The following is a 22,321-nucleotide window of genomic DNA, read 5'->3' as shown; positions in this document are numbered from 1 at the left end:
CGCCTCGCATCTTGTTGACTTACTGGGAGGAGGACCCTCATGACCGATATCACCAGCCATGAAGGCGGATCGCGGGCCGGCGCCGGCCTGAAACTTGTACTTTTTAGCCTCATTGGCATAATCTTCTTTTTCGTACCGGTCACGATCGGCACAAAATCCACCATCCTCCTTGATCATGCCGCGACCGCGCTGGCGGTCCAGTTGCGCCCCGTGGCGGTTGCCTTCGTCTGTCTGCTGATCGCCTATGGCGCCATCGGCCCGTTCGTTCGCGGTTCCTGGAACAGGAACGTCACCGAAGCAATCTTTTCGGCCCTGCGTGTTCTCGGGCTCGGGCTCTCGGTCATGTATCTCACCGGGGTCGGGCCGGAGACTTTCTTTGCCCCCGACATGTTGCCCTTCCTGTTCGACAAGCTGGTGCTCTCGGTCGGGCTGATCGTGCCGATCGGCGCTTTGGCGCTCGCTTTCCTCGTCGGCTACGGCCTGCTGGAGTTCACCGGTGTGCTTGTGCAGCCGGTCATGCGGCCGGTCTGGCGGACGCCGGGCTGGTCGGCCATCGATGCGGTTGCGTCCTTTGTCGGCAGCTATTCGCTGGCGCTGCTGATCACCGACCGGGTCTTCAAGGAAGGCAAATACACCGTCCGCGAGGCGGTGATCATCGCCACCGGCTTCTCGACCGTTTCGGCAACCTTCATGATCATCGTCGCCAAGACCCTCGGCCTGATGGGCAACTGGAACCTCTACTTCTGGACCACCTTCGTCGTGACGTTCGTCGTTTCGGCAATCACCGCCCGGATCTGGCCGATCTCCGGCAAGGATCATCCCGCCAACCGCGACCAGCCGCTTGCGGCCGGAAAGTCCCGCATCCAGACGGCGATCGATGTCGGCCTCGACCAGGCCCAGGCGGCTCCGCCGCTGCATTCGCTGCTGCGCGACACCTTCATCGACGGCCTGCGCATGGCATCGATCATCCTTCCCAGCATCATGGCGGTCGGGCTTCTCGGCCTGTTGGCGGCCAAATACACGCCGATCTTCGACATACTGGGTCTGGCGCTGTATCCATTCACCTGGCTGGCGCAGTTTAACGATCCGATGATGGCCGCAAAGTCACTGGCTTCCGGTCTGGCGGAAATGTTCCTGCCGGCGATCCTGCTGAAAGAAGCCGATCTCGGGCTGAGGTTCGTTGCCGCGGTCGTGTCGGTCAGCCAGGTGCTGTTTTTGTCGGCATCGATCCCGTGCGTGCTGGCGACGTCCATCCCTCTGTCCTTCCGGGACCTGATCATCATCTGGTATATCCGCACCGCTCTCAGCATTCTGGTCACCGCTCCGATCGCCTGGCTGGCGATCAGCATGGGCTGGCTGGCGTAATGGCAGCGCGCATCATCCGTCACGCCGACTGCCGCCCGATGCCGTGGAAGAACGGCGGCGGCGTGACGACCGAAATCCTGGCCTGGCCGCCCGCGGCCGGGCTCGACACCTTCGACTGGCGTATCTCCATGGCGCAGGTCGCCGGCGGCGGCCCGTTTTCGGTCTTTGCCAACATCGACCGGACGTTGACCGTTCTGTCGGGCACGATGCAGCTTGCCGCGGGCGATGCCGCACCGGTGGCGTTGTCTCCGCAGTCGCAGCCTTACGCTTTCCCAGGCGATGTCGGCACCGAGGCCGTGCTCATCGACGGGCCGGTGCTCGACTTCAACGTCATGACCCGGCGCGGCCGTGTCAGCCATGCTGTCGAGCGGCTGGAATTTTCGGACCCGGGCGACATCGCGCTGGGGCAGGGCATCAGCCTGGTCTTCGTCGCCTCCGGGTCGGCGCGCATCGGCGGCGAGTTGGTGGCGGCATTCGACACGCTCTATTCTGATGACGGGCCGGCCGCGTTGACGGTCGCGCCGGCCGAACCTCTGTCGCTTCTCAAGGTCTCCATTCGCCTGACATAACAGGGCAATCTCCAAAATCGTCGTGACATCGGCGCGGAACTGGCAAACACTCCCCTTTGGGGACGGGTAGGTCAGGCCGGCGATCCAGATCGCGCGGCGCAGTGGAGTATGTGCCATGGACACCTACAAGGTCGGCTATTTCGTCGGCAGCCTTGCCACAGCTTCGATCAACCGCAAGCTCGCCAAGGCGCTGGTCCGGCTCGCGCCCAAGCACCTCGAAATGGAAGAGATCCCGTTTCGCGACCTGCCGCTCTACAGCTATGACTACGACGCCGACTTTCCGCCGCCGGCGCGCGCCTTCAAGAAGGCACTGGCCGGCGTCGATGCCGTGCTGTTTGTCACGCCCGAATACAACCGCTCGATCCCCGGCGGCCTCAAGAACGCCATCGACTGGGCGAGCCGGCCTTACGGCACCAATTCCTTCACCCGCAAACCGTCTGCCGTCATCGGCACCTCGCCCGGCGCGATCGGCACCGCTGTCGCCCAGCAAAGCCTGCGCAGCGTGCTGAGTTTCTGCAACTCGCCGCAGATGAACGCGCCCGAAGCCTACATCCAGTTCAAGCCAGGACTGATCACCGACGAGGGCGAGGTGACCAATGAAGGCACCGCCGAATTCCTCAAGAACTACATGGCCGAATTCCATGCCTTCGTGGTCAGGGTCTACACCGTGTTGCCCCGCGGCGGCTGAGTGGCGGCTGAGCGGTTCGAAGCCCGTTTGGCCACCGTGGCGGCCTGAAATTCGGCTGAACAAATGCCGGTGTTGCGAAGGTTGACGTGCAGCGCCTGAAATATGGCAAAGATTCATCATGCGAACACGAAAAAGCCCCAATCCTTGCGTTCCGCTCGCGGCCCTGCACTGCTATGAGGCGCGGAGGGAGATTGGCGGCGCCGACGCCATATTTTCACTCAATCCAGGTGCAAGAGCGCTCAATCGACCTGTTGGTTGCATGCAACCAATTCTTGTTTGAAACGGTTTATGTGGCAGGTCCGCGACGCCGGCAGGCGCTGCGGACTTTCTGTCAAACGGAAATGCTGTAGATGAATATTCAGACCGACCCGCGCCGGATCAAAGACGTAGTGCCGAGTTTTCCGGCCGTGGCCGAACAGCCCATCAGGGCGACGGTGCTGCATGAGGACCGGCTGCGCGCGACGGGCGAAAGCATGGCCCGCAAGGAGCTGCGCTCCTATTTCGGTCTCGAAGCCTTCGACTTCCACGCCCGCATCCGCGAGAGCGCCAAGAAGATCCTCCATGTCTATCGCGACACCAATGCTGCGCAGGGCAGGGGCGAGCCGATCACCCCGGCGGCGCAATGGCTGCTCGACAACAACTATCTCGTCGAAGAGACCATCTATCAGGTCAAGCGCGACCTGCCCAAGCGCTTCTACCGCGAATTGCCGACGATCGATCTCGGCAACGGCCAGTCGGTACCGCGGGCGCTGGCCATCGCCTGGGTCTATGTCGCCCATTCCGACAGCACCGTTTCGGCGCATATGTTCAAGGCGATCGTCGAGGGTTACCAGTCGGTCGAGCCGCTGCACATCGGCGAGCTGTGGGCGCTGCCGTCGCTGCTGCGTTTCGTTCTGGTCGAGAATCTGCGCCGCATCGCCGTCCGCGTGAACCGCGCCCGCGAAATGCGCGCAATCGCCAACGACGTCGCCGACCGCCTGCAGAGTGTGCAGGAGCAGGACGACGGCCTTGCCCTGCTCAGGGCCTATGCTGCCCACGCCCGCGACACGACCTTTGCGACGCAGCTGCTCTATCGCTTGCGCGACGGTTCGCAGAACGCCGGCAAGGCGTTGATCTGGCTTGAGAACGAGCTCGAGAAGTCGGGCAGCGACGCCGAAGAGATCATCATCGGCGAGCACCACACGCTGTCTTCCGGCAACGTCACGACCGGCAACATCATTCGTGGCCTGCGCCTGATCAATGACCAGGACTGGACGGTCTGGTTCGAGGATGTCAGCCGCGTCGACACGCTATTGCGCGAGCGCACCAATTTTGCCGAGCTCGATTTCGCCTCGCGCGACCAGTATCGCACCGCAATCGAGGAACTGGCGCGTCACTCCAAGCTGTCGGAGTTCCAGGTCGCCGAACAGGCGACCGATTTTGCAAGCAAGGAAGTCGCCGAACAGGCGACCGACTTCGCGCTGAAGGAAGCGCCTGCTTCATCAGAGGATTCTTCGGGTCTGCAGAAGGAACGCTCCGACGTCGGATTCTTCCTCGTCGGCCCGCGCCGGCAGGAGCTGGAACAGTCGATCGGTTATCGTCCGACCATCGGGCGCATCGCCAACCGCGCCTTCCGCAAGACCAACTGGCTCGGCATCGCCCTTCCGGTCTTTGCCCTGACCGTGCTGCTGCTGTTCCTTGCCGGCAACGCGCTCGCGGCACTTGGCCTGCCGACGGCGGCGGTCGTTGTCATGCTGGTGCTGTTTTCGGTTCCGGCCAGCGAGGGCGCGCTCGCCTTCTTCAACACCATCGTGCTGAAGTTCCTCGAGCCGACCCGCCTCATCGGTTACGAATTCAAGGACGGCGTTCCGGCCGAAGCCCGGACATTGGTCGTGGTGCCGTCTCTCATCGGCTCGCGCGACGATGTCGAGGAGAACATCCGCAACATCGAGGTCCATCACCTCGCCAACATGTCGGGCGAGATCCATTTCGCCGTGCTCTCCGATTGGCCCGACAGCCAGGCCGAGATATCGGCCGGCGACCGCGAGATCTATGATTACGCCCGTCGCGAGATCGCCAGGCTCAACCAGCGTTATCCCAGCGAGGGTGCCGCGCGTTTCTACCTGCTGCACCGCCGCCGCCTGTTCAACCCGTCGCAGGGCTGCTGGATGGGCTGGGAGCGCAAGCGTGGCAAGCTGCACGAGCTGAACCTTTTGCTGCGCGGCGACGGCGACACCACTTTCCTGCCGACCGACACGGCGTTGCCTGACAACATCGTCCACGTCATGACGCTCGACGCCGACACGCGCATGACGCGCGGCGTGGTCACCAAGCTGGTCGGCAAGATGTGCCACCCGCTCAACCGGCCGGAGTTCGACGCAGAGAAGCGCCTGGTGACCTCAGGCTATGCCATCCTGCAGCCACGCGTCACGCCGTCGCTGACGACGGGCGACGAAGCCTCGTTCTTCCAGCGCGTGTTTTCGGCCCATCGCGGCCTCGACCCTTACGTCTTTGCCGTGTCCGATCTTTACCAGGACGTCTTCGGCGAAGGCACCTTCACCGGCAAGGGCCTCTACCATGTCGACGCGATGGAAGCCGCGCTCAAGGGGCGCATCGCCGAAAACACCATCCTTTCCCACGACCTGCTCGAAGGCGCGCTTGCCCGCTCGGCGCTGGTCACCGACGTCGAGGTGGTCGAGGACTATCCGACCCGCTACTCGGTCGACGCTTCGCGCCAGCATCGCTGGGCGCGTGGCGACTGGCAGCTGCTCGGCTACATCTTCGACCCGAAGTCGGGCGTGCCGGCGCTGTCGCGCTGGAAGATGGTCGACAATCTCAGGCGTTCGCTGACGCCGATCTTCTGGGTCATGGCGGCGATTGCCGGCTGGACACTGCTGCCCTTCACCCAGGCCGCGCAATGGCAGGCGCTGCTGATCCTCAGCCTGTTCATGGCGCCGACATTCGACATCATCGACGCCATCCTGCCCAAGAACCGCGAAGCGACCCCGCGCGGCCATTTCAGCGCGCTCGGCCGCGACCTTGCCTTCGGCACCGCGATGGTGGCGCTCAAGGTCGTCTTGATGGCGCATCTGGCCTGGATGATGGGCGATGCGATCATCCGCACGCTCTATCGCCTGTTCGTCAGCCGCGAGAACCTTCTGGAATGGCGCACCGCCTCGCAGGCGCACAAGTCCGGCGGCAACGACCTCGCAGCCTATTACCGCATGATGTATGGCGCGGTGATCATCGCTGCTGTCGGCCTGGTCCTGCCTGTGATGACGGATTCGACCGGCGCCTTCGTTGCCTTCGCCTTCGCCATCTTCTGGGCCGGTTCGCCGGCTTTTGCCTGGCTGATCAGCCGCTCGGCCGAAACCGAAGACCGGCTGCATGTCGCGCCCTGGGACGTCCACACCCTGCGCACCGTGGCACGCCGCACCTGGCACTATTTCGAGACCTTCGTCACGGCGGAGCAGAACTTCCTGCCGCCTGACAATTTCCAGGAAAACCCGACCGGCGTGATTGCCACGCGCACCTCGCCGACCAATATCGGCGTCTACCTCCTGTCGGTCGTCTCGGCCCGCGACTTCGGCTGGATCAGCCTGGCGGACGCCGTATCGCGCATCGACGCCACCGTCTCGACCATCGAAAAGATGGAGCGCTTCCGGGGCCATCTCTACAATTGGTACGACACGACAAACCTCAGGCCGCTCTATCCGCTCTATGTCTCGAGTGTCGACAGCGGCAATCTCGCCGGCCATCTCGTGGCGGTCGCCGCCGCCTGTTCGGAATGGGCGGAAGCCCCCTCGGTCCATCTCCAGGGCGATTTCGAGGGTATTCTCGACATCGTTTCGATCATCGAGGAGAGCGTCGCCGACCTGCCTGACGACCGCCGCCAGCTGAGGCCGCTGCGCCAGCGCCTCATCGACCGCATCGACGGCATGCGCCGGGCCGTGGAAACCATCAAGTCGCAGCCGGAAATGGCCTCGATCCGCACCATCAACCTGGCCGTCTTGTCGGGCGAAATCCGCAAGCTGGCCGGCGCGATCCACACCGAGGCGGCTTCGACCAAGAGCGACGTGCTTGCCGACTGGGCGAGGACGCTGGAAGTCACCTGCGAGGCGCATGTGCATGACGCGCACAGCGACGACCAGGCAGTCGCGGCGCTGCGCAGCAAGCTGATGGAGCTGCGCGAACGCACCCGCAAATTCGCCTTCGAGATGAATTTCTCGTTCCTGATGCGCAACGAGCGCAAGCTTCTGTCGATCGGCTACCGCGTCGAGGAGCACCAACTCGACGAAAGCTGCTACGACCTGCTTGCCTCCGAGGCGCGCCTGACCAGCCTGTTCGGCATCGCCAAGGGCGACATCTCGACCGAGCATTGGTTCCGCCTCGGCCGCCCGATCGTCGAGATCGGCTTCCAGGGCGCACTGATGTCGTGGTCGGGCTCGATGTTCGAGTATCTGATGCCGCCGCTGGTGATGAAGGAGCCGCAGGGCGGCATCCTCAACCAGACCAACAAGCTGATCGTCCACCGGCAGATCCAGTATGGCCGCTCGAAGGGCATTCCGTGGGGCATCTCGGAGGCCGCCTATAACGGCCGCGACCGCGAACTGACTTACCAGTACACCAATTTCGGCGTGCCGGGGCTTGGCCTCAAGCGCGGCCTTGGCCAGAACACCGTCATCGCACCTTATGCAACGGTGCTGGCAGCCCAGTTCCTGCCGAGCGAGGCGACGGCCAATCTCAGGCGCCTGCGCAAGCTCGGCGCGCTTGGCCGCTACGGTTATTACGACGCCGTCGACTACACGCCGCAGCGTGTGCCCGAAGGCACCGACCATGCGGTTGTCTACAACTACATGGCCCATCACCAGGGCATGTCGATCGTGGCGATTGCCAATGCGATCTTCGAAGGCCGCATGCGCGACCGCTTCCACAGCGATCCGGTGATCGAGGCAGCGGAGCTGCTGCTGCAGGAGAAGGCACCGCGCGACATTCCCGTCGCCACCGTCCGCACCGAGGTGGCCGAGCACACCAAGGACGAGACCGCCGATCACAGCGCCGATACGCGCCTGGTGCTCAATCCGATGCGCGCCCTGCGGTCGACCAACCTGATGTCGAATGGCCGCTATTCGGTCATGGTCACGGCAACCGGCTCGGGCTACAGCCGCTGGAACGACATGGCGATCACGCGCTGGCAGCCGGATCCGACCGAGGATCGGCTTGGCACCTATCTGTTCCTGCGCGACACCGAAACCGGCGACTGGTGGTCGGCGACATCGGAGCCGAAGCGCGCCACCGGCGAGCAGACCCAGACCCTGTTCTGCGACGACAAGGCGAGCTTCATCAAGACTGTCGGCACGCTACGCAGCGAGGTCGAATGCATCGTCGTCTCCGAAGGCAATGGCGAGGCCCGCAAGGTCACCATCTGGAACGACGCTGCCGTCGACCGCCACATCGAGGTGACGTCGTTTGCCGAGCTGGTGCTGGCGCCCGAGGCCAATGACAACGCCCATCCGGCGTTCTCCAAGATGTTCGTCGAGACCGAGATCACCCACAATGGCAGCGCCATCCTGGCGACGCGGCGCACCCGCGCCGCCAACGAGCCTTCCGTCGTCGCGGCGCATTTCGTCACCGACCAGTCCGGCTTCGTACGCGACACCGAGGCCGAGACCGACCGCCGCGCCTTCATCGGCCGTGGCCGCACCATATCAGATCCGGCGGCCTTCGATCCGGGTGCCAAGCTTTCGGGCAGCGCCGGCTTCACGCTCGATCCGGTGGCGGCCCTGCGCCGCCGCGTCCGCGTGCCGGCCAACAAGAAGGTCACGCTGACCTATTGGACCATCGTCGGCTCGACCCGCGAAGAGGTCGAAGAGACTGTCGCCAAGCTCGACCACCCCGAAGGCTTCCAGCGCCAGGCCATGCTGTCCTGGACCCGGTCGCAGGTGCAGACGCGCCATCTCGGCCTCAACCTGGCTGATGCCGCAAACGTCCAGAAGCTGGCCCGCTTCCTGATCTATCCCGATCCGTTCCTGCGCCTGTCGGCGGATGCCATCGCCTCCGGCCTCGGCCGGCAGTCGGCGCTGTGGCCGATGGCGATCTCGGGCGATTTCCCGATCCTGGCGATCCGGATCGGCGACGTCGCCGATATCGAGATCGTCGCCCAGGCGCTGCGCTTCCAGGAATATATGCGCGCCCGCGGCCTCGTCGCCGATCTCGTCATCGTCAACGAGCAGGCCTCGTCCTATGTCCAGGACCTGCAGCAGGCGATCGAGCATCTGTGCGAGAACAGCCGCCTGCGCGGCAAGGAACTCGGACCACGCCAGCACATCTTCGCGGTTCGCCGCGACCTGATGGACGAAGGCTCCTACCGCACGCTTCTCGCCGTCGCGCGTGTCTGCCTGCACACCCGCAACGGCACGATCTTCGACCAGATCGAGCGTGCCGAGGCGGCAGCGCTTGCCGCCCGCGATGCCCTTGCAGCCGCTCAGGCGACCGATCGGCCGGAGACCTCCGCGCTGCAGACGTCGCCGTCGCGCAGCGCCCGCAAGAGCGGCGGCGACGGCCTGTCCTACTGGAACGGTTTCGGCGGCTTCGACGCCAACGGTCGCGACTATGTCGTGCGCCTCAATGGGGCACGTTCGACGCCGCAGCCCTGGATCAACGTCATCGCCAATGGCGGCTTCGGCTTCCACGCTTCGGCTGAAGGTGCTGCCTTCACCTGGAGCCGTAACAGCCGCGATTACCAGCTGACGCCATGGTCGAACGATCCCGTCACCAACCGTCCGGGCGAGGCGATCTACATCTTCGATCGCGCCAGCGGCAGGACCTATTCGCCGATTGCCGCTGTGGCGCGTGACGCGGGCGCAAGCTACGAAGCCCGCCACGGCCAGGGTTTTTCGACATTCCGCTCCAAGCGCGGCACTTTGGCCACCGAACTGACGCATCTCGTCGATCCGAACGATCCGGTTCGCATTTCGCGGCTGAAGATCGAAAATTCGGGCGCGGTGCCGGCCAAGCTCAAGGTCTACGCTTACGCCGAGTGGGTGCTGGGCAACAGTCGGGCGAGGACTGCGCCCAACATCGTGCCGTCGCTCGACGAGGCGACGGGCGCGCTGTTCGCCCGCAACAGCTACGGCCTCGATTTTGGCGAGCGTGTCGCCTTCATGACGATGGACGGCAAGGCCAATGCGGTCACCGCCGACCGCAATGAGTTCATCGGCATGGGCGGCACCGTCGAGGCGCCGCGCGCCGTGACGCTGGGTGCCGAACTGAGCGGACGCGTCGAGGCGGGTGTCGATCCCTGTGCTGCGATCTCGAGGGATGTCGAAGTGCCCGCAGGCGGCTCGATTTCCCTGCTCTGGCTGCTCGGCGATGCCGGCTCGGAGGAGGAAGCGAGCGCGCTGGTGAGCCGTCATCTCAAGGTCGATTTCGACAAGAGGCTGGCGGAAAACGAGGCCAACTGGCGTTCGTTCCTCGGCACCATAGAGGTCGAGACGCCCGACAAGGCCCTCGACGCCATGGTCAACAACTGGCTGCCATACCAGAGCCTGGCCTGCCGCATCCGTGCACGCTCGGCCTTCTACCAGGCCAGCGGCGCCTTCGGCTTCCGCGACCAGCTGCAGGACACGCTGGCGCTCCTGATGCACGACGCAAGCCTTGCCCGTGCGCAGATCCTGAACGCCGCCGGCCGGCAGTTTGCCGAAGGCGACGTCCAGCATTGGTGGCTGCCGCGCACCGGCGCCGGCGTGCGCACCATGATCTCCGACGACGTCGTCTGGCTGGCGAGTGCCACCGCGCGCTATGTCACGGTGACCGGCGACGCGGCGATCCTCAACGAGCAACTGCCCTTCATCGAAGGCCAGCCGCTCAATCCGGGCGAACATGACGCGTTCTTCACGCCGGAGCAGTCCAAGAAGAAGGCCTCGCTCTACGAGCACTGTGCCCGCGCGCTCGACCTCGCCATCAAGCGGACGGCTAAGAACGGCCTGCCGCTGATCCTCGGCGGCGACTGGAACGACGGCATGAGCCGCGTCGGCGAGGAGGGCAAGGGCGACAGCGTCTGGCTCGGCTGGTTCCTGCTGCGGACGCTGGGCGAGTTCGCCCCGCTCGCCAAGGCCGAAGGCGATTCAAAACGCGCCAACGCCTGGGACAAGCACGCCACCTCGCTCAAGCGGGCGCTGGAGAATGCGGCCTGGGATGGTGAGTGGTATCGCCGTGGCAGCTTCGACGACGGCACGCCGCTCGGCTCCCGCAACTCCGACGAATGCAAGATCGACTCGATCGCGCAGTCGTGGAGCGTCATTTCGGGTGAGGGCGATCCGGCACGTTCGCGCACGGCGATGGCACAGGCGACCAAAATGCTGGTCGACGACGAGCTCAAGCTGATCAAGCTGTTCACTCCGCCATTCTCCGAAACCGACAAGGAGCCGGGCTACATCAAGTCCTATCCGCCTGGCGTGCGCGAAAATGGCGGCCAGTACACCCATGCCGCGACCTGGTTTGTCATTGCCTTGGCGGAAATGGGGCAGGTCGACGAGGCCTATCGCTGCTTCTCGATGCTCAACCCGGTCAACCATGCGCTCGACGAGGCCGCCGCCGAGACCTACAGGGTCGAACCCTATGTGGTGGCAGCCGACGTCTATGCCGACGCCTCCAAGGCCGGCCGCGGTGGCTGGACCTGGTACACAGGTTCGGCAGGCTGGCTCTATCGCGCGGCGGTCGAAAGCATCCTCGGCATCAGCCAGCGTGGCAACAGACTGGTCGTGGCACCGGCCATTCCCAAGCATTGGGAAGGGTATTCGGCGACGCTCCGTCTGGGTGGTGCCGTCTACAGGTTGCGTGTTGTGAGGGACAAAGCCGCTAAAGCTGCGAAAGCAGAGGTCGATGGCGTGAAGGGCAAGGACGCGTCTTTTGCCATGCGCGACAGCGGCGAAGTCGACGTTGTGATCCGCATCCCGGCCTAGCCGGGATGCCCCTGCGTCAACTTGGTTGCCGGCTTTGTCATCATTTTGCCGCAACGATGCCTTTTTTCGTTAAATCTCAATTCCTTATCGGATCACAGCAGATTACCGGTCGTAGCCATGTGTTGTTCGATTTTTTTGAACTGAGCGGCTATCTGCGCATTGTCTTGCGGACCCATGACCGCTATTTGTCGGCTATGGTGCAGTGCACAATAAAGGGACGAACGGGACTCAAGGGGTACCAAAGTGTCGTTGCTTGAAGTTTATTGGAGAGCCCTCCGCTATCTTGCCGCCGACGGCAAGAAGGTCGGGCTGATTTGCGCAGCCAACGTCGTGTTGGCAATCGTGACCATTGCTGAACCGATCCTGTTCGGGCGTATCATCGATGCAATCGCTGGAAAGACGGAAGTCGTTCCGACAATGGCGCTGTGGGCGAGCTTCGGCGCGTTCAACATCGTCGCCTTCGTTCTGGTCGCGCGCGGCGCCGACCGCCTGGCGCATGCGCGCCGCGGCGAGGTGCTGTGCCAGTCGTTCGAACGCGTCATCACCATGCCGCTTTCCTGGCACCAGCAGCGCGGCACGTCGCATTCGCTGCACACCTTGCTGCGCGCGGTCGAAGCGCTGTTCAGCCTGTGGCTCGAATTCATGCGCACCCATCTGTCGACGGCGGTGGCGCTGGCGCTGCTGATCCCGACTGCTTTTTCGCTCGACGTCCGTATGTCGCTGGTGCTGATCGTGCTTGGCGCGCTTTATCTCGCCATCGGCCGGCTCGTCATGCGCAAGACCAAGGAAGGCCAGGCCTCCGTCGAGCGCCACTATCACAAGGTTTTCTCCCACGTCTCGGACTCGGTCAGCAACGTCGCCGTGCTGCAGAGCTACAACCGTGTCGGCCAGGAAACGGAATCGCTGCGTGCCTATGTCAAGGCTCTGATCACCACGCAGAACCCGGTGCTCGACTGGTGGGCGCTGGCATCCGCCATGCACCGGCTGGCTTCGACGATCTCGATGATGGTCGTGCTTCTGATCGGCGCCTATCTGGTCAGCAAGGGCCAGTTGCGCATCGGCGACATCGTTGCCTTCACCGGTTTCGCCGCCCTGCTGATCAGCCGCCTCGACCAGGTTTCGAACTTCGCCAACCAGATCTTCGACGCTCGTTCGAAGCTCGAGGAGTTCTATCGTCTCGAGGATGCCGCCGGCGAGAACCGCGAGCCGGAAGGCCTGCGTGAACTCGAAAACGTCACCGGCCACGTCCGTTTCGAAAACGTCAGCTTCGAGTTCCCCAATTCGGGGCAAGGCGTCACCGACGTCTCCTTCGAAGTGCGCGCCGGCCAGACCATCGCCATCGTCGGCCCGACCGGTGCCGGCAAGACGACACTGATCAACCTGCTGCAGCGTGTGCATACACCGCAGAACGGCCGCATCCTGATCGACGGCATCGACACCCGCACCGTCACCAAGAAGTCGCTGCGCCACTCGATTGCCACCGTCTTCCAGGACGCCGGCCTGCTCAACCGCTCGATCGAGGACAATATCCGCGTCGGCCGCGCCGGCGCGAGCTACGAGGAAGTGCATGCAGCCGCGACTGCCGCTGCGGCGCAGGATTTCATCCTGTCCAAGAGCGAAGGCTACGACACCAATGTCGGCGAGCGTGGCGGCCAGCTGTCCGGTGGCGAGCGCCAGCGTATCGCCCTTGCCCGCGCCATCCTCAAGAGCGCGCCGATCCTGGTGCTCGACGAGGCGACAAGCGCGCTCGACGTCGAGACCGAAAACCGGGTCAAGGACGCCATCGACACGCTGCGCGACGGTCGTACGACCTTCATCATCGCGCATCGCCTCAGCACTGTCCGCGACGCCGACCTTGTGGTGTTCATGGATCACGGCCATGTCGTCGAGATGGGCGGCTTCAACGAGCTGTCGACCCGCAATGGCCGCTTCGCCGCCCTGCTGCGCGCCGGCGGCCTGCTCAATGACGAGGAAGTCCGCCGCGTCACCCATGTCGAGGCCGCGGCCTAGTCCGTCATCGCATACGGATCCGGACGGGGCGCCTTGGCGCCCCGTTTGCGTTTGCCCGCGACGCTGGTACCGATTGCGAAGACAAGCGCCCAAGGCTATTTAGCGTCCATGACACAGACGACCTCGCAGGCTTGGCGTTTCAGCGACCTGGCCAATCCGACCCGCTTCATCTCGCTGGTCGACAAGATCGTGCCCTGGCTTGGCGGCGCCTCAGTATTGGTGCTGGCGATCGGGCTCTATCTCGGCTTTGCCGCACCTGCCGATTTCCAGCAGGGCATCACCGTCCGCATCATGTATATCCACGTGCCTTTCGCCTGGCTCGCCATGATGTGTTATTCGGTCATGGCCATTTCGGCGCTGGGAACGCTGGTCTGGCGTCATCCGCTCGCCGATGTCGCGCTCAAGTCGGCCGCACCGGTCGGCGCCGTGTTCACCGCGCTGGCTCTGCTTACCGGCTCGATCTGGGGCAAGCCGATGTGGGGCACCTGGTGGGTGTGGGACGCCCGGCTGACCTCGGTCTTTGTGCTGTTTTTGATGTATCTCGGCATCATCGCGCTGACCCGCGCGCTCGACGACCCCGCGCGTTCGGCGCGTGCTGCCGCCGTCATCACGCTTGTCGGCTTCATCAACATTCCGATCATCAAGTTTTCGGTCGAATGGTGGAACACCTTGCACCAGCCGGCCTCGGTGTTCCGCATGGACGGCCCGACCATCGATCCGAGCATGCTCTGGCCCCTCATGACCATGGCGCTTGGCTTTACCCTTCTGTTCTTCACTCTGCATCTAATGGCGATGCGCACCGAGATCTGGCGCCGTCGTGTCACAGCCATGCGCCAGATTGCCGCTCGGAGGGCCGAGCGCCAGCAGGCCTGACGGCTCGAACAAGGAAGACATCATGTGGCCCGATCGTCGAATTCTTGATCTCCTGGGCCTCGAGCTTCCTATCTTCCAGGCGCCGATGGCCGGGCCCGTCGATTCCGAGATGGTGATCGCGGTCTCGGAGGCCGGCGGCCTCGGCGGGCTGCCTTGCGCGCTGATGACGCCCGAAAAGACGCGGACCGAACTCGGCATCATCCGGCAGCGCACCTCGAAGCCGATCAACGTCAATTTCTTCTGCCACAAACAGCCCGAAGACGATCTTGCCCGCGAGGCGGCGTGGAAACAGCGGCTCGCGCCTTATTATCTCGAACTCGGCCTCGACCCCAATGCGCCTGCGCCGCGTTCGGCGCGTGCGCCTTTCGACGAGACCTTCTGCGACATCGTCGAGGAGTTCCGGCCGGAGGTGGTGAGTTTCCATTTCGGCCTGCCTGATGCCGCCTTGCTCGATCGCGTCAAGGCGACGGGCGCCAAGGTGCTGTCGTCGGCGACGACGGTCGACGAGGCGGTGTGGCTCGAGGCGAGGGGCTGCGATGCGATCATCGCGCAAGGTGCCGAGGCCGGCGGTCATCGCGGCATCTTCCTGACCGACGACGTCGCCAACCAGCCCGGCACCTTCGCTCTGGTGCCGCAGGTGGTCGATGCGGTCAAGCTGCCCGTCATCGCCACCGGCGGCATATCAGACGCACGCGGCATCGTTGCCGCCTTTGCCCTTGGCGCTTCGGCGGTGCAGGTCGGCACCGCCTATCTGTTCTGCCCCGAGGCCAAGGTGGCAGCACCGCACAAGGCCGCACTCAAAGCGGCCAAGGACGACCATACCGCGCTGACCAATCTGTTCACCGGCCGGCCGGCGCGCGGCATCGTCAACCGTATCATGCGCGAGGTCGGTCCACTGTCTGAAGACGCGCCGGCATTCCCGCTGGCAGGCGGGGCATTGGCACCGCTGCGAGCGGCGTCGGAACCCAAGGGCTCGGGCGATTTCATGTCCTTGTGGTCGGGACAGGCGGCCCGGCTTGGCCGCGACATGCCGGCTGCCGATCTCACGCGCGCCCTTGCCGCGGAAACACAGGCTCTGCTGTCGCGCTTCGGCCGCTAGCGCAATTCCAGGAAAAGTGTGCAGCGGTTTTCCGTCCGGAATGCGCAAAAACAAAGAAAATAGAGAGATTCCACTTTTCGAAGAAAAGTGGAATCTCTCTAGCCTATGGCTTGATCCCTTGATGTGGTCGCCGGTTTTCGCAAAATATCATGCGAGAACAAGAAGATAGAGCCTCATTCCGATTCATCTGATGAGAATGGGCTCTGGTCGAGGGAAGCCGCCTATTTCGGTGTCAGCGTCCGCCGCACGGCGTCGTGCCAGCCTTTCAGCTTGGCCTTGCGCAGGGCCGGTTCCATGACCGGCTTGAACTGGCGGTCGAGCGCCCAGGCCTTGGAAAACTGTTTGGCCTTCGGCCAGACGCCGGCGCGCGATCCCGCCAGCCAGGCAGCACCGAGTGCCGTGGTCTCGAGCACCGTCGGCCGGTCGACCGGCGCGTCCAGGATGTCGGCCAGGCGCTGCATCGTCCAGTCGGAGGCGACCATGCCGCCGTCGACGCGCAGCACGGTCTTGCCGTTGCCGCCCTTCCAGTCCTTCTTCATCGCGTCGAGCAGGTCGCGGGTCTGATAGGCGACGGATTCAAGCGCTGCGCGGGCAAATTCCGCCGGCCCGGTGTTGCGGGTCAGGCCAAAGATCGCGCCGCGCGCCTCGGCATCCCAATGCGGCGCGCCGAGCCCGACAAAGGCCGGCACGAGATAGACGTCCTGGCTGTCGTCGGCGTCGGCCGCCAGCTTGCCACTTTGCTCGGCCTTGCCGATCACCTTGATGCCGTCGCGCAGCCACTGCACGGCGGCACCGGCGACGAAGATCGAGCCTTCCAGCGCATAGGTCGTCTTGCCCTCCAGGCGATAGGCGATCGTCGTCAACAGCCGGTTCTTCGAGCGCACAATGTCGCTGCCGGTGTTGAGGATGGCAAAACAACCGGTGCCATAGGTCGATTTCATCATGCCTGGTTCGAAACAGGCCTGGCCGATGGTCGCCGCCTGCTGGTCGCCGGCAACGCCGAGGATCGGGATTTCGGCGCCGAACAGCGATTTTTCGGTCACGCCGAAATCGGCGGCGCAATCCTTGACCTCGGGCAGCATGACGGCGGGGATTTTCAGGATGTCGAGCAGCTCGGCGTCCCAGTCGTTCTTCGCGATGTTGTAGACCAGCGTGCGCGAGGCATTGGTGGCGTCGGTCGCATGCAGCTTGCCGCCGGTCAGGCGCCAGATCAGGAAGCTATCGATGGTGCCGGCAAGCAGCTCGCCGCGTTCGGCCTGCTTGCGCGCGCCCTTCACCTTGTCGAGCAGCCAGGCGATCTTGGTACCGGAGAAATAGGGATCGAGCAGAAGCCCGGTCTTGCCAGTGAATTTGGGCTCCAGCCCCTGCTTCTTCAGCCTGGCACAGAGCGGCGCGGTGCGGCGGTCCTGCCAGACGATGGCGTTGTGGATCGGCTTGCCTGTCGCTCTGTCCCAGATGACGACGGTTTCGCGCTGGTTGGTGATGCCGATGGCCGCAATGTCGGCGGCGGTCGCGCCGGCCTTCTTCAGCGCCGCCCTGCAGGTTGTGACGACACTGTCCCAGATTTCCTCGGGGTCATGCTCGACCCAGCCGGAGGCAGGGAAATGCTGGGTGAATTCCTTCTGGCCGACACCGACGGGTTTCATCGTTTTGTCGAACACGATGGCCCGGCTCGACGTGGTGCCTTGGTCGATCGCCAGAATGAAGCCGCTCATCTTCCCCTCCGCAGTCACGTGCATGAAGAGGGGAGACGGCGCTGCGCCGTCTCCCCGGATAGTTGGCCGAGCGGATGATCCGCCCGAACGCTTACTTGCTCCAGCTCTTCACCAGCTCATCGTAGTTGATGGTGACAGGCTTTTCCTTCTCGTTTTCGATCTTCAGCTGCGGCGCGAGATTGCCTGCCTTGACCGCTTCGGCATTCCAGTAGGCGAGATCGTGCTCTTCCGCCATCTTCGGGCCGATGTCGCCCTGGATGCCGGCGCGTTCGAGGCGTTCGAGCACCTTTTCCTGCTCGGCGCACAGCGAGTCCATGGCTTCCTGGGCCGTCTTGGCGCCCGAAGAAGCGTCACCGATCGCCTGCCACCACAGCTGAGCCAGCTTCGGATAGTCAGGCACGTTGGTGCCCGTCGGCGACCACTGAACGCGGGCCGGCGAACGGTAGAACTCGATCAGGCCACCGAGCTGCGGGGCACGGTCGGTGAAGCTCTTGTGGTCGAGCGTCGACTGGCGGATGAAGGTCAGGCCGACATGGCTCTTCTTCACGTCGACGGTCTTCGAGGTCACGAACTGCGCATAAAGCCATGCGGCCTTGGCGCGATCGTCCGGCGTCGACTTCAGGATCGTCCACGAACCGACGTCCTGGTAGCCAAGCTTCATGCCGTCCTTCCAGTAGACGCCATGCGGCGAGGGCGCCATGCGCCATTTCGGCGTGCCGTCCTCGTTCATGACAGGCAGGCCGGGCTTGACCATGTCGGCGGTGAAGGCTGTGTACCAGAAGATCTGCTGGGCAATCGCACCCTGGGCCGGCACCGGGCCGGATTCGGAGAAGGTCATGCCCTGGGCTTCCGGCGGCGCGTAGGCCTTCAGCCAGTCGAGATACTTGACGATCGAATAGACCGAGGCCGGTCCGTTGGTGTCGCCGCCGCGCGCGACGCAGGAGCCGACGGGCTGCGACTTGTCGTTGACCTTGATGCCCCATTCATCGACCGGCAGGCCGTTGGGCAGGCCCTTGTCGCCGTTGCCGGCCATCGACAGCCAGGCGTCGGTGAAGCGCCAGCCGAGCGAGGGGTCCTTCTTGCCATAGTCCATGTGGCCATAGACCTTCTGGCCGTTGACGTCGCGGCCGGTGAAGAACTCGGCGATGTCCTCGTAAGCCGACCAGTTGACCGGAACGCCGAGGTCGTAGCCGTATTTCGCCTTGAAGTCGGCCTTGTTCTTCTCGTCGTTGAACCAGTCGTAGCGGAACCAGTAGAGGTTGGCGAACTGCTGGTCGGGCAGCTGGTAGAGCTTGCCGTCGGGAGCTGTCGTGAACTTCGTGCCGATGAAGTCGGCGATGTCGAGGTTGGGGTTGGTGACGTCCTTGCCCTCATTGGCCATCCAGTCGGTCAGGCTGCGGGCCTGCAGATAGCGCCAGTGGGTGCCGATCAGGTCGGAATCGTTGACATAGGCGTCATAGATGTTTTCGCCCGACTGCATCTGCGTCTGCAGCTTTTCGATGACGTCGCCTTCACCGATCAGGTCATGTGTGATCTTGATGCCGGTGATGTCGCTGAACGCCTTGGCGAGCGTCTTCGATTCATATTCGTGCGTGGTGATGGTTTCCGAGACGACCTTGATCTCCATGCCGGCGAAAGGCTTCGCGGCATCGACGAACCACTGCATTTCGGCTTCCTGGCCGGCGCGGTCGAGCGCCGATTGATCCTTGATCTCGGTATCGAGGAAGGCTTTCGCCTCGTCCATGCCGGCAAAGGCATTGCTTGATCCCAAGAGCAGGGCGATCACGCTTGTAGATGCTAGAATATGGCGTCGCATTAATTTCCTCCCAAACAAGGTTGCATTGCCATTTGGCGCCGCCGCGGGCTTGCGGCGGCCCAACATTTCCCCCTCTAGACGAAGCGGAATACGCCGATCGCGTAGACCACTGCGAGAGCGAGAGCCCACCACAGGTTGGGCCCGATCAGGCCCAGCCATGCGAGATGAATGAAGGCGCTGCCGAGCAGCGAAACGAAAAGCCTGTCGCCCCGGGTCGTTTCGAAGCGGAGGATGCCGACGCGCGGATTGCCGCCGGGCGAGAAATATTCCCACACCCCCATGCCCACGAGCATCAGGAAGATGGTGATGAAGAACGCCGCTGTCGGCAGCGTCCAGGCCATCCATGAAAGGTCCATCACAAACGCTCCCTCAGACGCGGCCCAGGGCAAAGCCCTTGGCGATGTAGTTGCGGACGAACCAGATGACGAGCGCGCCCGGGATGATGGTCAGGACACCGGCCGCGGCGAGCACGCCCCAGTCCATGCCCGAGGCCGAGACGGTGCGTGTCATGATGGCGGCGATCGGCTTGGCGTCGGTGGTGGTCAGGGTGCGGGCGATCAAGAGTTCGACCCACGAGAACATGAAACAGAAGAAGGCGGCGACCCCGATGCCGCTGGCGATCAGCGGAACGAAGATCTTCACGAAAAAGCGCGGGAACGAGTAGCCGTCGATATAGGCGGTCTCGTCGATCTCCTTCGGTACGCCCGACATGAAGCCTTCGAGAATCCACACTGCCAGCGGCACGTTGAACAGGCAGTGCGCCAGCGCAACCGCGATATGGGTGTCGATCAGGCCGAAGGCCGAATAGAGCTGGAAGAAGGGCAGGGCGAACACCGCCGGCGGCGCCATGCGGTTGGTCAGAAGCCAGAAGAACAGGTGCTTGTCGCCGAGGAAGCGGTAGCGCGAAAAGGCGTAGGCCGCAGGCAGGGCGACGGCGATCGAGATCACCGTGTTCATCACCACATAGATGATCGAGTTGATGTAGCCCTTGTACCAGGACGGATCGGTGAAGATCACGCCGTAGTTGCGCAAAGTCGGGCTCTGCGGCCAAAGCGAAAAGGTGCCCAGGATTTCCTGGTTCGACTTGAAGCTCATATTGATGAGCCAATAGATCGGCAGCATCAGGAAGATGATGTAGAGCGTCGGTACCACCCACCAGAAGCGCGATTCCTCGCCGCGCCGCCGCATCCTGCGCGCCAGCGCCTCGTCTGGAGCGCTGCTATGGACAACGCCCGTCGTGGTCACGGCATCACGCATCATCTTGTCCTTGTCGGCGTCCGCGACAGCTTGGCTTGTCCCCGCCATCTCACTTCTCCACGTCGTAATTTGTCATGACGGTGTAGAAGACCCATGACAGCAGCAGCACGATCAGGAAGTAGATGATCGACATCGCCGCCGCCGGGCCGAGGTCGAACTGGCCGACAGCCATCTTGACCAGATCGATCGACAGGAACGTCGTCGAGTTGCCGGGGCCGCCGCCGGTGACGACGAAGGGCTCGGTGTAGATCATGAAACTGTCCATGAAGCGCAGCAGCACCGCGATCAAAAGCACGCGCTGCATCTTCGGCAACTGGATGTAGCGGAACACCGCCCAGCGCGAGGCGCCGTCGATCTTGGCCGCCTGGTAGAAGGCGTCGGGGATCGACACCAGGCCGGCATAGCAGAGCAGCACGACGAGGCTTGTCCAGTGCCAGACATCCATGACGATGACCGTCACCCAGGCGTCGAACGGGTCGTTGACATAGTTGTAGTCGAAGCCGAGCGCATGCAGCGTGTAGCCGAGCAGGCCGATGTCGATGCGGCCGAAGACCTGCCAGATGGTGCCGACGACGTTCCACGGAATGAGCAAAGGCAGCGCCATCAGCACCAGGCAGACCGGCACGCCCCAGCCCTTTCGCGGCATGTTGAGGGCGATGAAGATACCGAGCGGGATCTGGATCGCCAGGATGATCGCCGAGAAGACCAGGTTGCGACCCATCGCCGCCCAGAAGCGGTCGGAATGCAGCATCTCCTCGAACCATTCGGCGCCGGCCCAGAAGAACTGGTTGCCGCCGAACGTGTCCTGTACCGAATAGTTGACGACGGTCATCAGCGGGATGACCGCCGAGAAGGCCACCAGCACCAGCACCGGCAGCACCATGAACCAGGCCTTGTTGTTCCAGGTCTTTTCCACGGGTTACGCTCCCATCTCGACGCGCCAGGACTTGTCGTAGAGGTTGATGCCGGCAGGATCGAAAGTGACGTGCGGATCGGCCGGCACGTGATCGTCCTCGCCGAGGATCGCCGCGATCTCGCGGCCCTCGAGGCTGGCGCGCACCACCTTGTGGCGGCCGATATCCTCGACCTTGCGTATGGTGACGGGCATGCCCTTGGCGCCGAGCCTGACATATTCGGGCCGGATGCCGAGTTCGATGCTTGCGCCTTCGGCCTTGGGCGTGCCGGGCAGCTCGATCACCTGGCCGCCGAGCCTGGCGCGCCGGCCTTCGACCGCCACCGGCATGACGTTCATACCGGGCGAGCCGATGAAATAGCCGACGAAGGTGTGCTTGGGACGCTCGAACAGCTCGGCCGGCGTGCCGATCTGGACGATCTCGCCGTCATACATCACCACCACCTTCTCGGCGAAGGTCAACGCCTCGGTCTGGTCGTGGGTGACATAGATCATGGTGTAGCCGAAGCGGCGGTGAAGCTGCTTGAGCTGCGAGCGCAGCACCCATTTCATATGCGGGTCGATGACGGTCAGCGGCTCGTCGAACAGGATCGCATTGACGTCGGAGCGGACGAGGCCGCGGCCGAGCGAGATCTTCTGCTTCTGGTCGGCGGTGAGCCCGCGCGCCTTGCGTTTGGCCCAGCTGGCGAGGTCGATCATGTCGAGCGTCTCGCGCACCTTGCGGTCGACATCGGCTTCTCCGACGCCGCGGTTGCGCAGCGGGAAGGCGAGATTGTCGTAGACCGTCATGGTGTCGTAGATGACCGGGAACTGGAACACCTGGGCGATGTTGCGCTCCTGGGTGGACAGCCGGGTCACGTCTTTGCCGTCGAACAGAAGCTGGCCGTGCGAGGCATGCAGCAGGCCGGAAATGATGTTGAGCAGCGTGGTCTTGCCGCAGCCGGACGGCCCGAGCAGGGCATAGGCGCCGCCGTCCTCGAAGCCGTAATGGACTTCGCGCAGCGCATAGTCCTTGTCGGACTTCGGGTTGGCGCCATAGGCGTGGCGGATGTGGTTCAGGTCGATGCGTGCCAT

The 22,321-nt window shown here is 63.7% G+C and carries 13 protein-coding genes; 7 read left to right on the top strand and 6 right to left on the bottom strand.

Annotated elements, in window-relative coordinates:
* Positions 1 to 39: 39 nt before the first annotated feature.
* From SLT36_RS19850 to SLT36_RS19820, 7 genes are all read left to right on the top strand, one after another.
* Positions 40 to 1,365: a YjiH family protein gene (locus SLT36_RS19850; protein ID WP_432284065.1), complete on the top strand. Its 1,326-nt coding sequence runs from the start codon at positions 40 to 42 to the stop codon at positions 1,363 to 1,365.
* Positions 1,365 to 1,934: a HutD/Ves family protein gene (locus SLT36_RS19845; protein ID WP_432284064.1), complete on the top strand. Its 570-nt coding sequence runs from the start codon at positions 1,365 to 1,367 to the stop codon at positions 1,932 to 1,934. The genes SLT36_RS19850 and SLT36_RS19845 overlap by 1 nt, the downstream gene beginning before the upstream one ends.
* 115 nt (positions 1,935 to 2,049) lie before the next feature.
* Positions 2,050 to 2,622: an NADPH-dependent FMN reductase gene (locus SLT36_RS19840; RefSeq protein WP_067963236.1), complete on the top strand. Its 573-nt coding sequence runs from the start codon at positions 2,050 to 2,052 to the stop codon at positions 2,620 to 2,622.
* 350 nt (positions 2,623 to 2,972) lie between these two features.
* Positions 2,973 to 11,564: a GH36-type glycosyl hydrolase domain-containing protein gene (locus SLT36_RS19835; protein WP_432284063.1), complete on the top strand. Its 8,592-nt coding sequence runs from the start codon at positions 2,973 to 2,975 to the stop codon at positions 11,562 to 11,564.
* A gap of 243 nt (positions 11,565 to 11,807) precedes the next feature.
* Positions 11,808 to 13,574, top strand: coding sequence for a glucan ABC transporter ATP-binding protein/ permease (locus SLT36_RS19830; protein WP_432284062.1), 1,767 nt, complete (start codon positions 11,808 to 11,810; stop codon positions 13,572 to 13,574).
* Positions 13,575 to 13,682: 108 nt separating this feature from the next.
* Complete coding sequence (locus SLT36_RS19825) at positions 13,683 to 14,447, top strand: heme ABC transporter permease (protein ID WP_432284061.1); 765 nt, start codon at positions 13,683 to 13,685, stop codon at positions 14,445 to 14,447.
* A gap of 22 nt (positions 14,448 to 14,469) precedes the next feature.
* On the top strand, positions 14,470 to 15,546 hold the full coding sequence (locus SLT36_RS19820; protein ID WP_432284060.1) for an NAD(P)H-dependent flavin oxidoreductase: 1,077 nt from the start codon (positions 14,470 to 14,472) through the stop codon (positions 15,544 to 15,546).
* A 221-nt stretch (positions 15,547 to 15,767) separates the two neighbouring features.
* Here the strand turns inward: SLT36_RS19820 and glpK are convergent, their stop codons facing one another.
* The 6 genes from glpK to SLT36_RS19790 form a co-directional block, all read right to left on the bottom strand.
* Positions 15,768 to 17,261 carry a glycerol kinase GlpK gene (glpK, locus tag SLT36_RS19815; protein ID WP_432284059.1) on the bottom strand — a complete coding sequence of 498 codons (1,494 nt, stop codon included), beginning with the start codon at positions 17,259 to 17,261 and terminating at the stop codon, positions 15,768 to 15,770.
* A 91-nt stretch (positions 17,262 to 17,352) separates the two neighbouring features.
* Complete coding sequence (locus tag SLT36_RS19810; RefSeq protein WP_432284058.1) at positions 17,353 to 19,077, bottom strand: extracellular solute-binding protein; 1,725 nt, start codon at positions 19,075 to 19,077, stop codon at positions 17,353 to 17,355.
* Positions 19,078 to 19,151: 74 nt separating this feature from the next.
* On the bottom strand, positions 19,152 to 19,433 hold the full coding sequence (locus tag SLT36_RS19805) for a DUF2160 domain-containing protein (RefSeq protein WP_067963213.1): 282 nt from the start codon (positions 19,431 to 19,433) through the stop codon (positions 19,152 to 19,154).
* A 13-nt stretch (positions 19,434 to 19,446) separates the two neighbouring features.
* Entirely contained in the window at positions 19,447 to 20,334 is an 888-nt protein-coding gene (locus SLT36_RS19800) for a carbohydrate ABC transporter permease (protein WP_432288405.1), read from the bottom strand.
* A gap of 49 nt (positions 20,335 to 20,383) precedes the next feature.
* Complete coding sequence (locus SLT36_RS19795; RefSeq protein WP_432284057.1) at positions 20,384 to 21,250, bottom strand: carbohydrate ABC transporter permease; 867 nt, start codon at positions 21,248 to 21,250, stop codon at positions 20,384 to 20,386.
* A gap of 3 nt (positions 21,251 to 21,253) precedes the next feature.
* Complete coding sequence (locus SLT36_RS19790) at positions 21,254 to 22,321, bottom strand: ABC transporter ATP-binding protein (protein ID WP_432284056.1); 1,068 nt, start codon at positions 22,319 to 22,321, stop codon at positions 21,254 to 21,256.

This window comes from Aminobacter sp. BA135 (assembly GCF_050859125.1).
Taxonomy (GTDB): Bacteria; Pseudomonadota; Alphaproteobacteria; order Rhizobiales; family Rhizobiaceae; genus Aminobacter; species Aminobacter ciceronei.
This window is presented reverse-complemented; position numbering and strand designations above follow the sequence as displayed.

What these genes read in the sequence shown, in the direction of transcription:
- SLT36_RS19835 (WP_432284063.1), top strand. Translation starts at nt 2,973, where the DNA reads ATGAATATTCAGACCGACCCGCGCCGGATCAAAGACGTAGTGCCGAGT.
- SLT36_RS19800 (WP_432288405.1), bottom strand. Translation starts at nt 20,334, where the DNA reads ATGCGTGATGCCGTGACCACGACGGGCGTTGTCCATAGCAGCGCTCCA.
- SLT36_RS19805 (WP_067963213.1), bottom strand. Translation starts at nt 19,433, where the DNA reads ATGGACCTTTCATGGATGGCCTGGACGCTGCCGACAGCGGCGTTCTTC.
- SLT36_RS19850 (WP_432284065.1), top strand. Translation starts at nt 40, where the DNA reads ATGACCGATATCACCAGCCATGAAGGCGGATCGCGGGCCGGCGCCGGC.
- SLT36_RS19820 (WP_432284060.1), top strand. Translation starts at nt 14,470, where the DNA reads ATGTGGCCCGATCGTCGAATTCTTGATCTCCTGGGCCTCGAGCTTCCT.
- SLT36_RS19825 (WP_432284061.1), top strand. Translation starts at nt 13,683, where the DNA reads ATGACACAGACGACCTCGCAGGCTTGGCGTTTCAGCGACCTGGCCAAT.
- SLT36_RS19840 (WP_067963236.1), top strand. Translation starts at nt 2,050, where the DNA reads ATGGACACCTACAAGGTCGGCTATTTCGTCGGCAGCCTTGCCACAGCT.
- SLT36_RS19845 (WP_432284064.1), top strand. Translation starts at nt 1,365, where the DNA reads ATGGCAGCGCGCATCATCCGTCACGCCGACTGCCGCCCGATGCCGTGG.
- glpK (WP_432284059.1), bottom strand. Translation starts at nt 17,261, where the DNA reads ATGAGCGGCTTCATTCTGGCGATCGACCAAGGCACCACGTCGAGCCGG.
- SLT36_RS19810 (WP_432284058.1), bottom strand. Translation starts at nt 19,077, where the DNA reads ATGCGACGCCATATTCTAGCATCTACAAGCGTGATCGCCCTGCTCTTG.
- SLT36_RS19790 (WP_432284056.1), bottom strand. Translation starts at nt 22,321, where the DNA reads ATGGCACGCATCGACCTGAACCACATCCGCCACGCCTATGGCGCCAAC.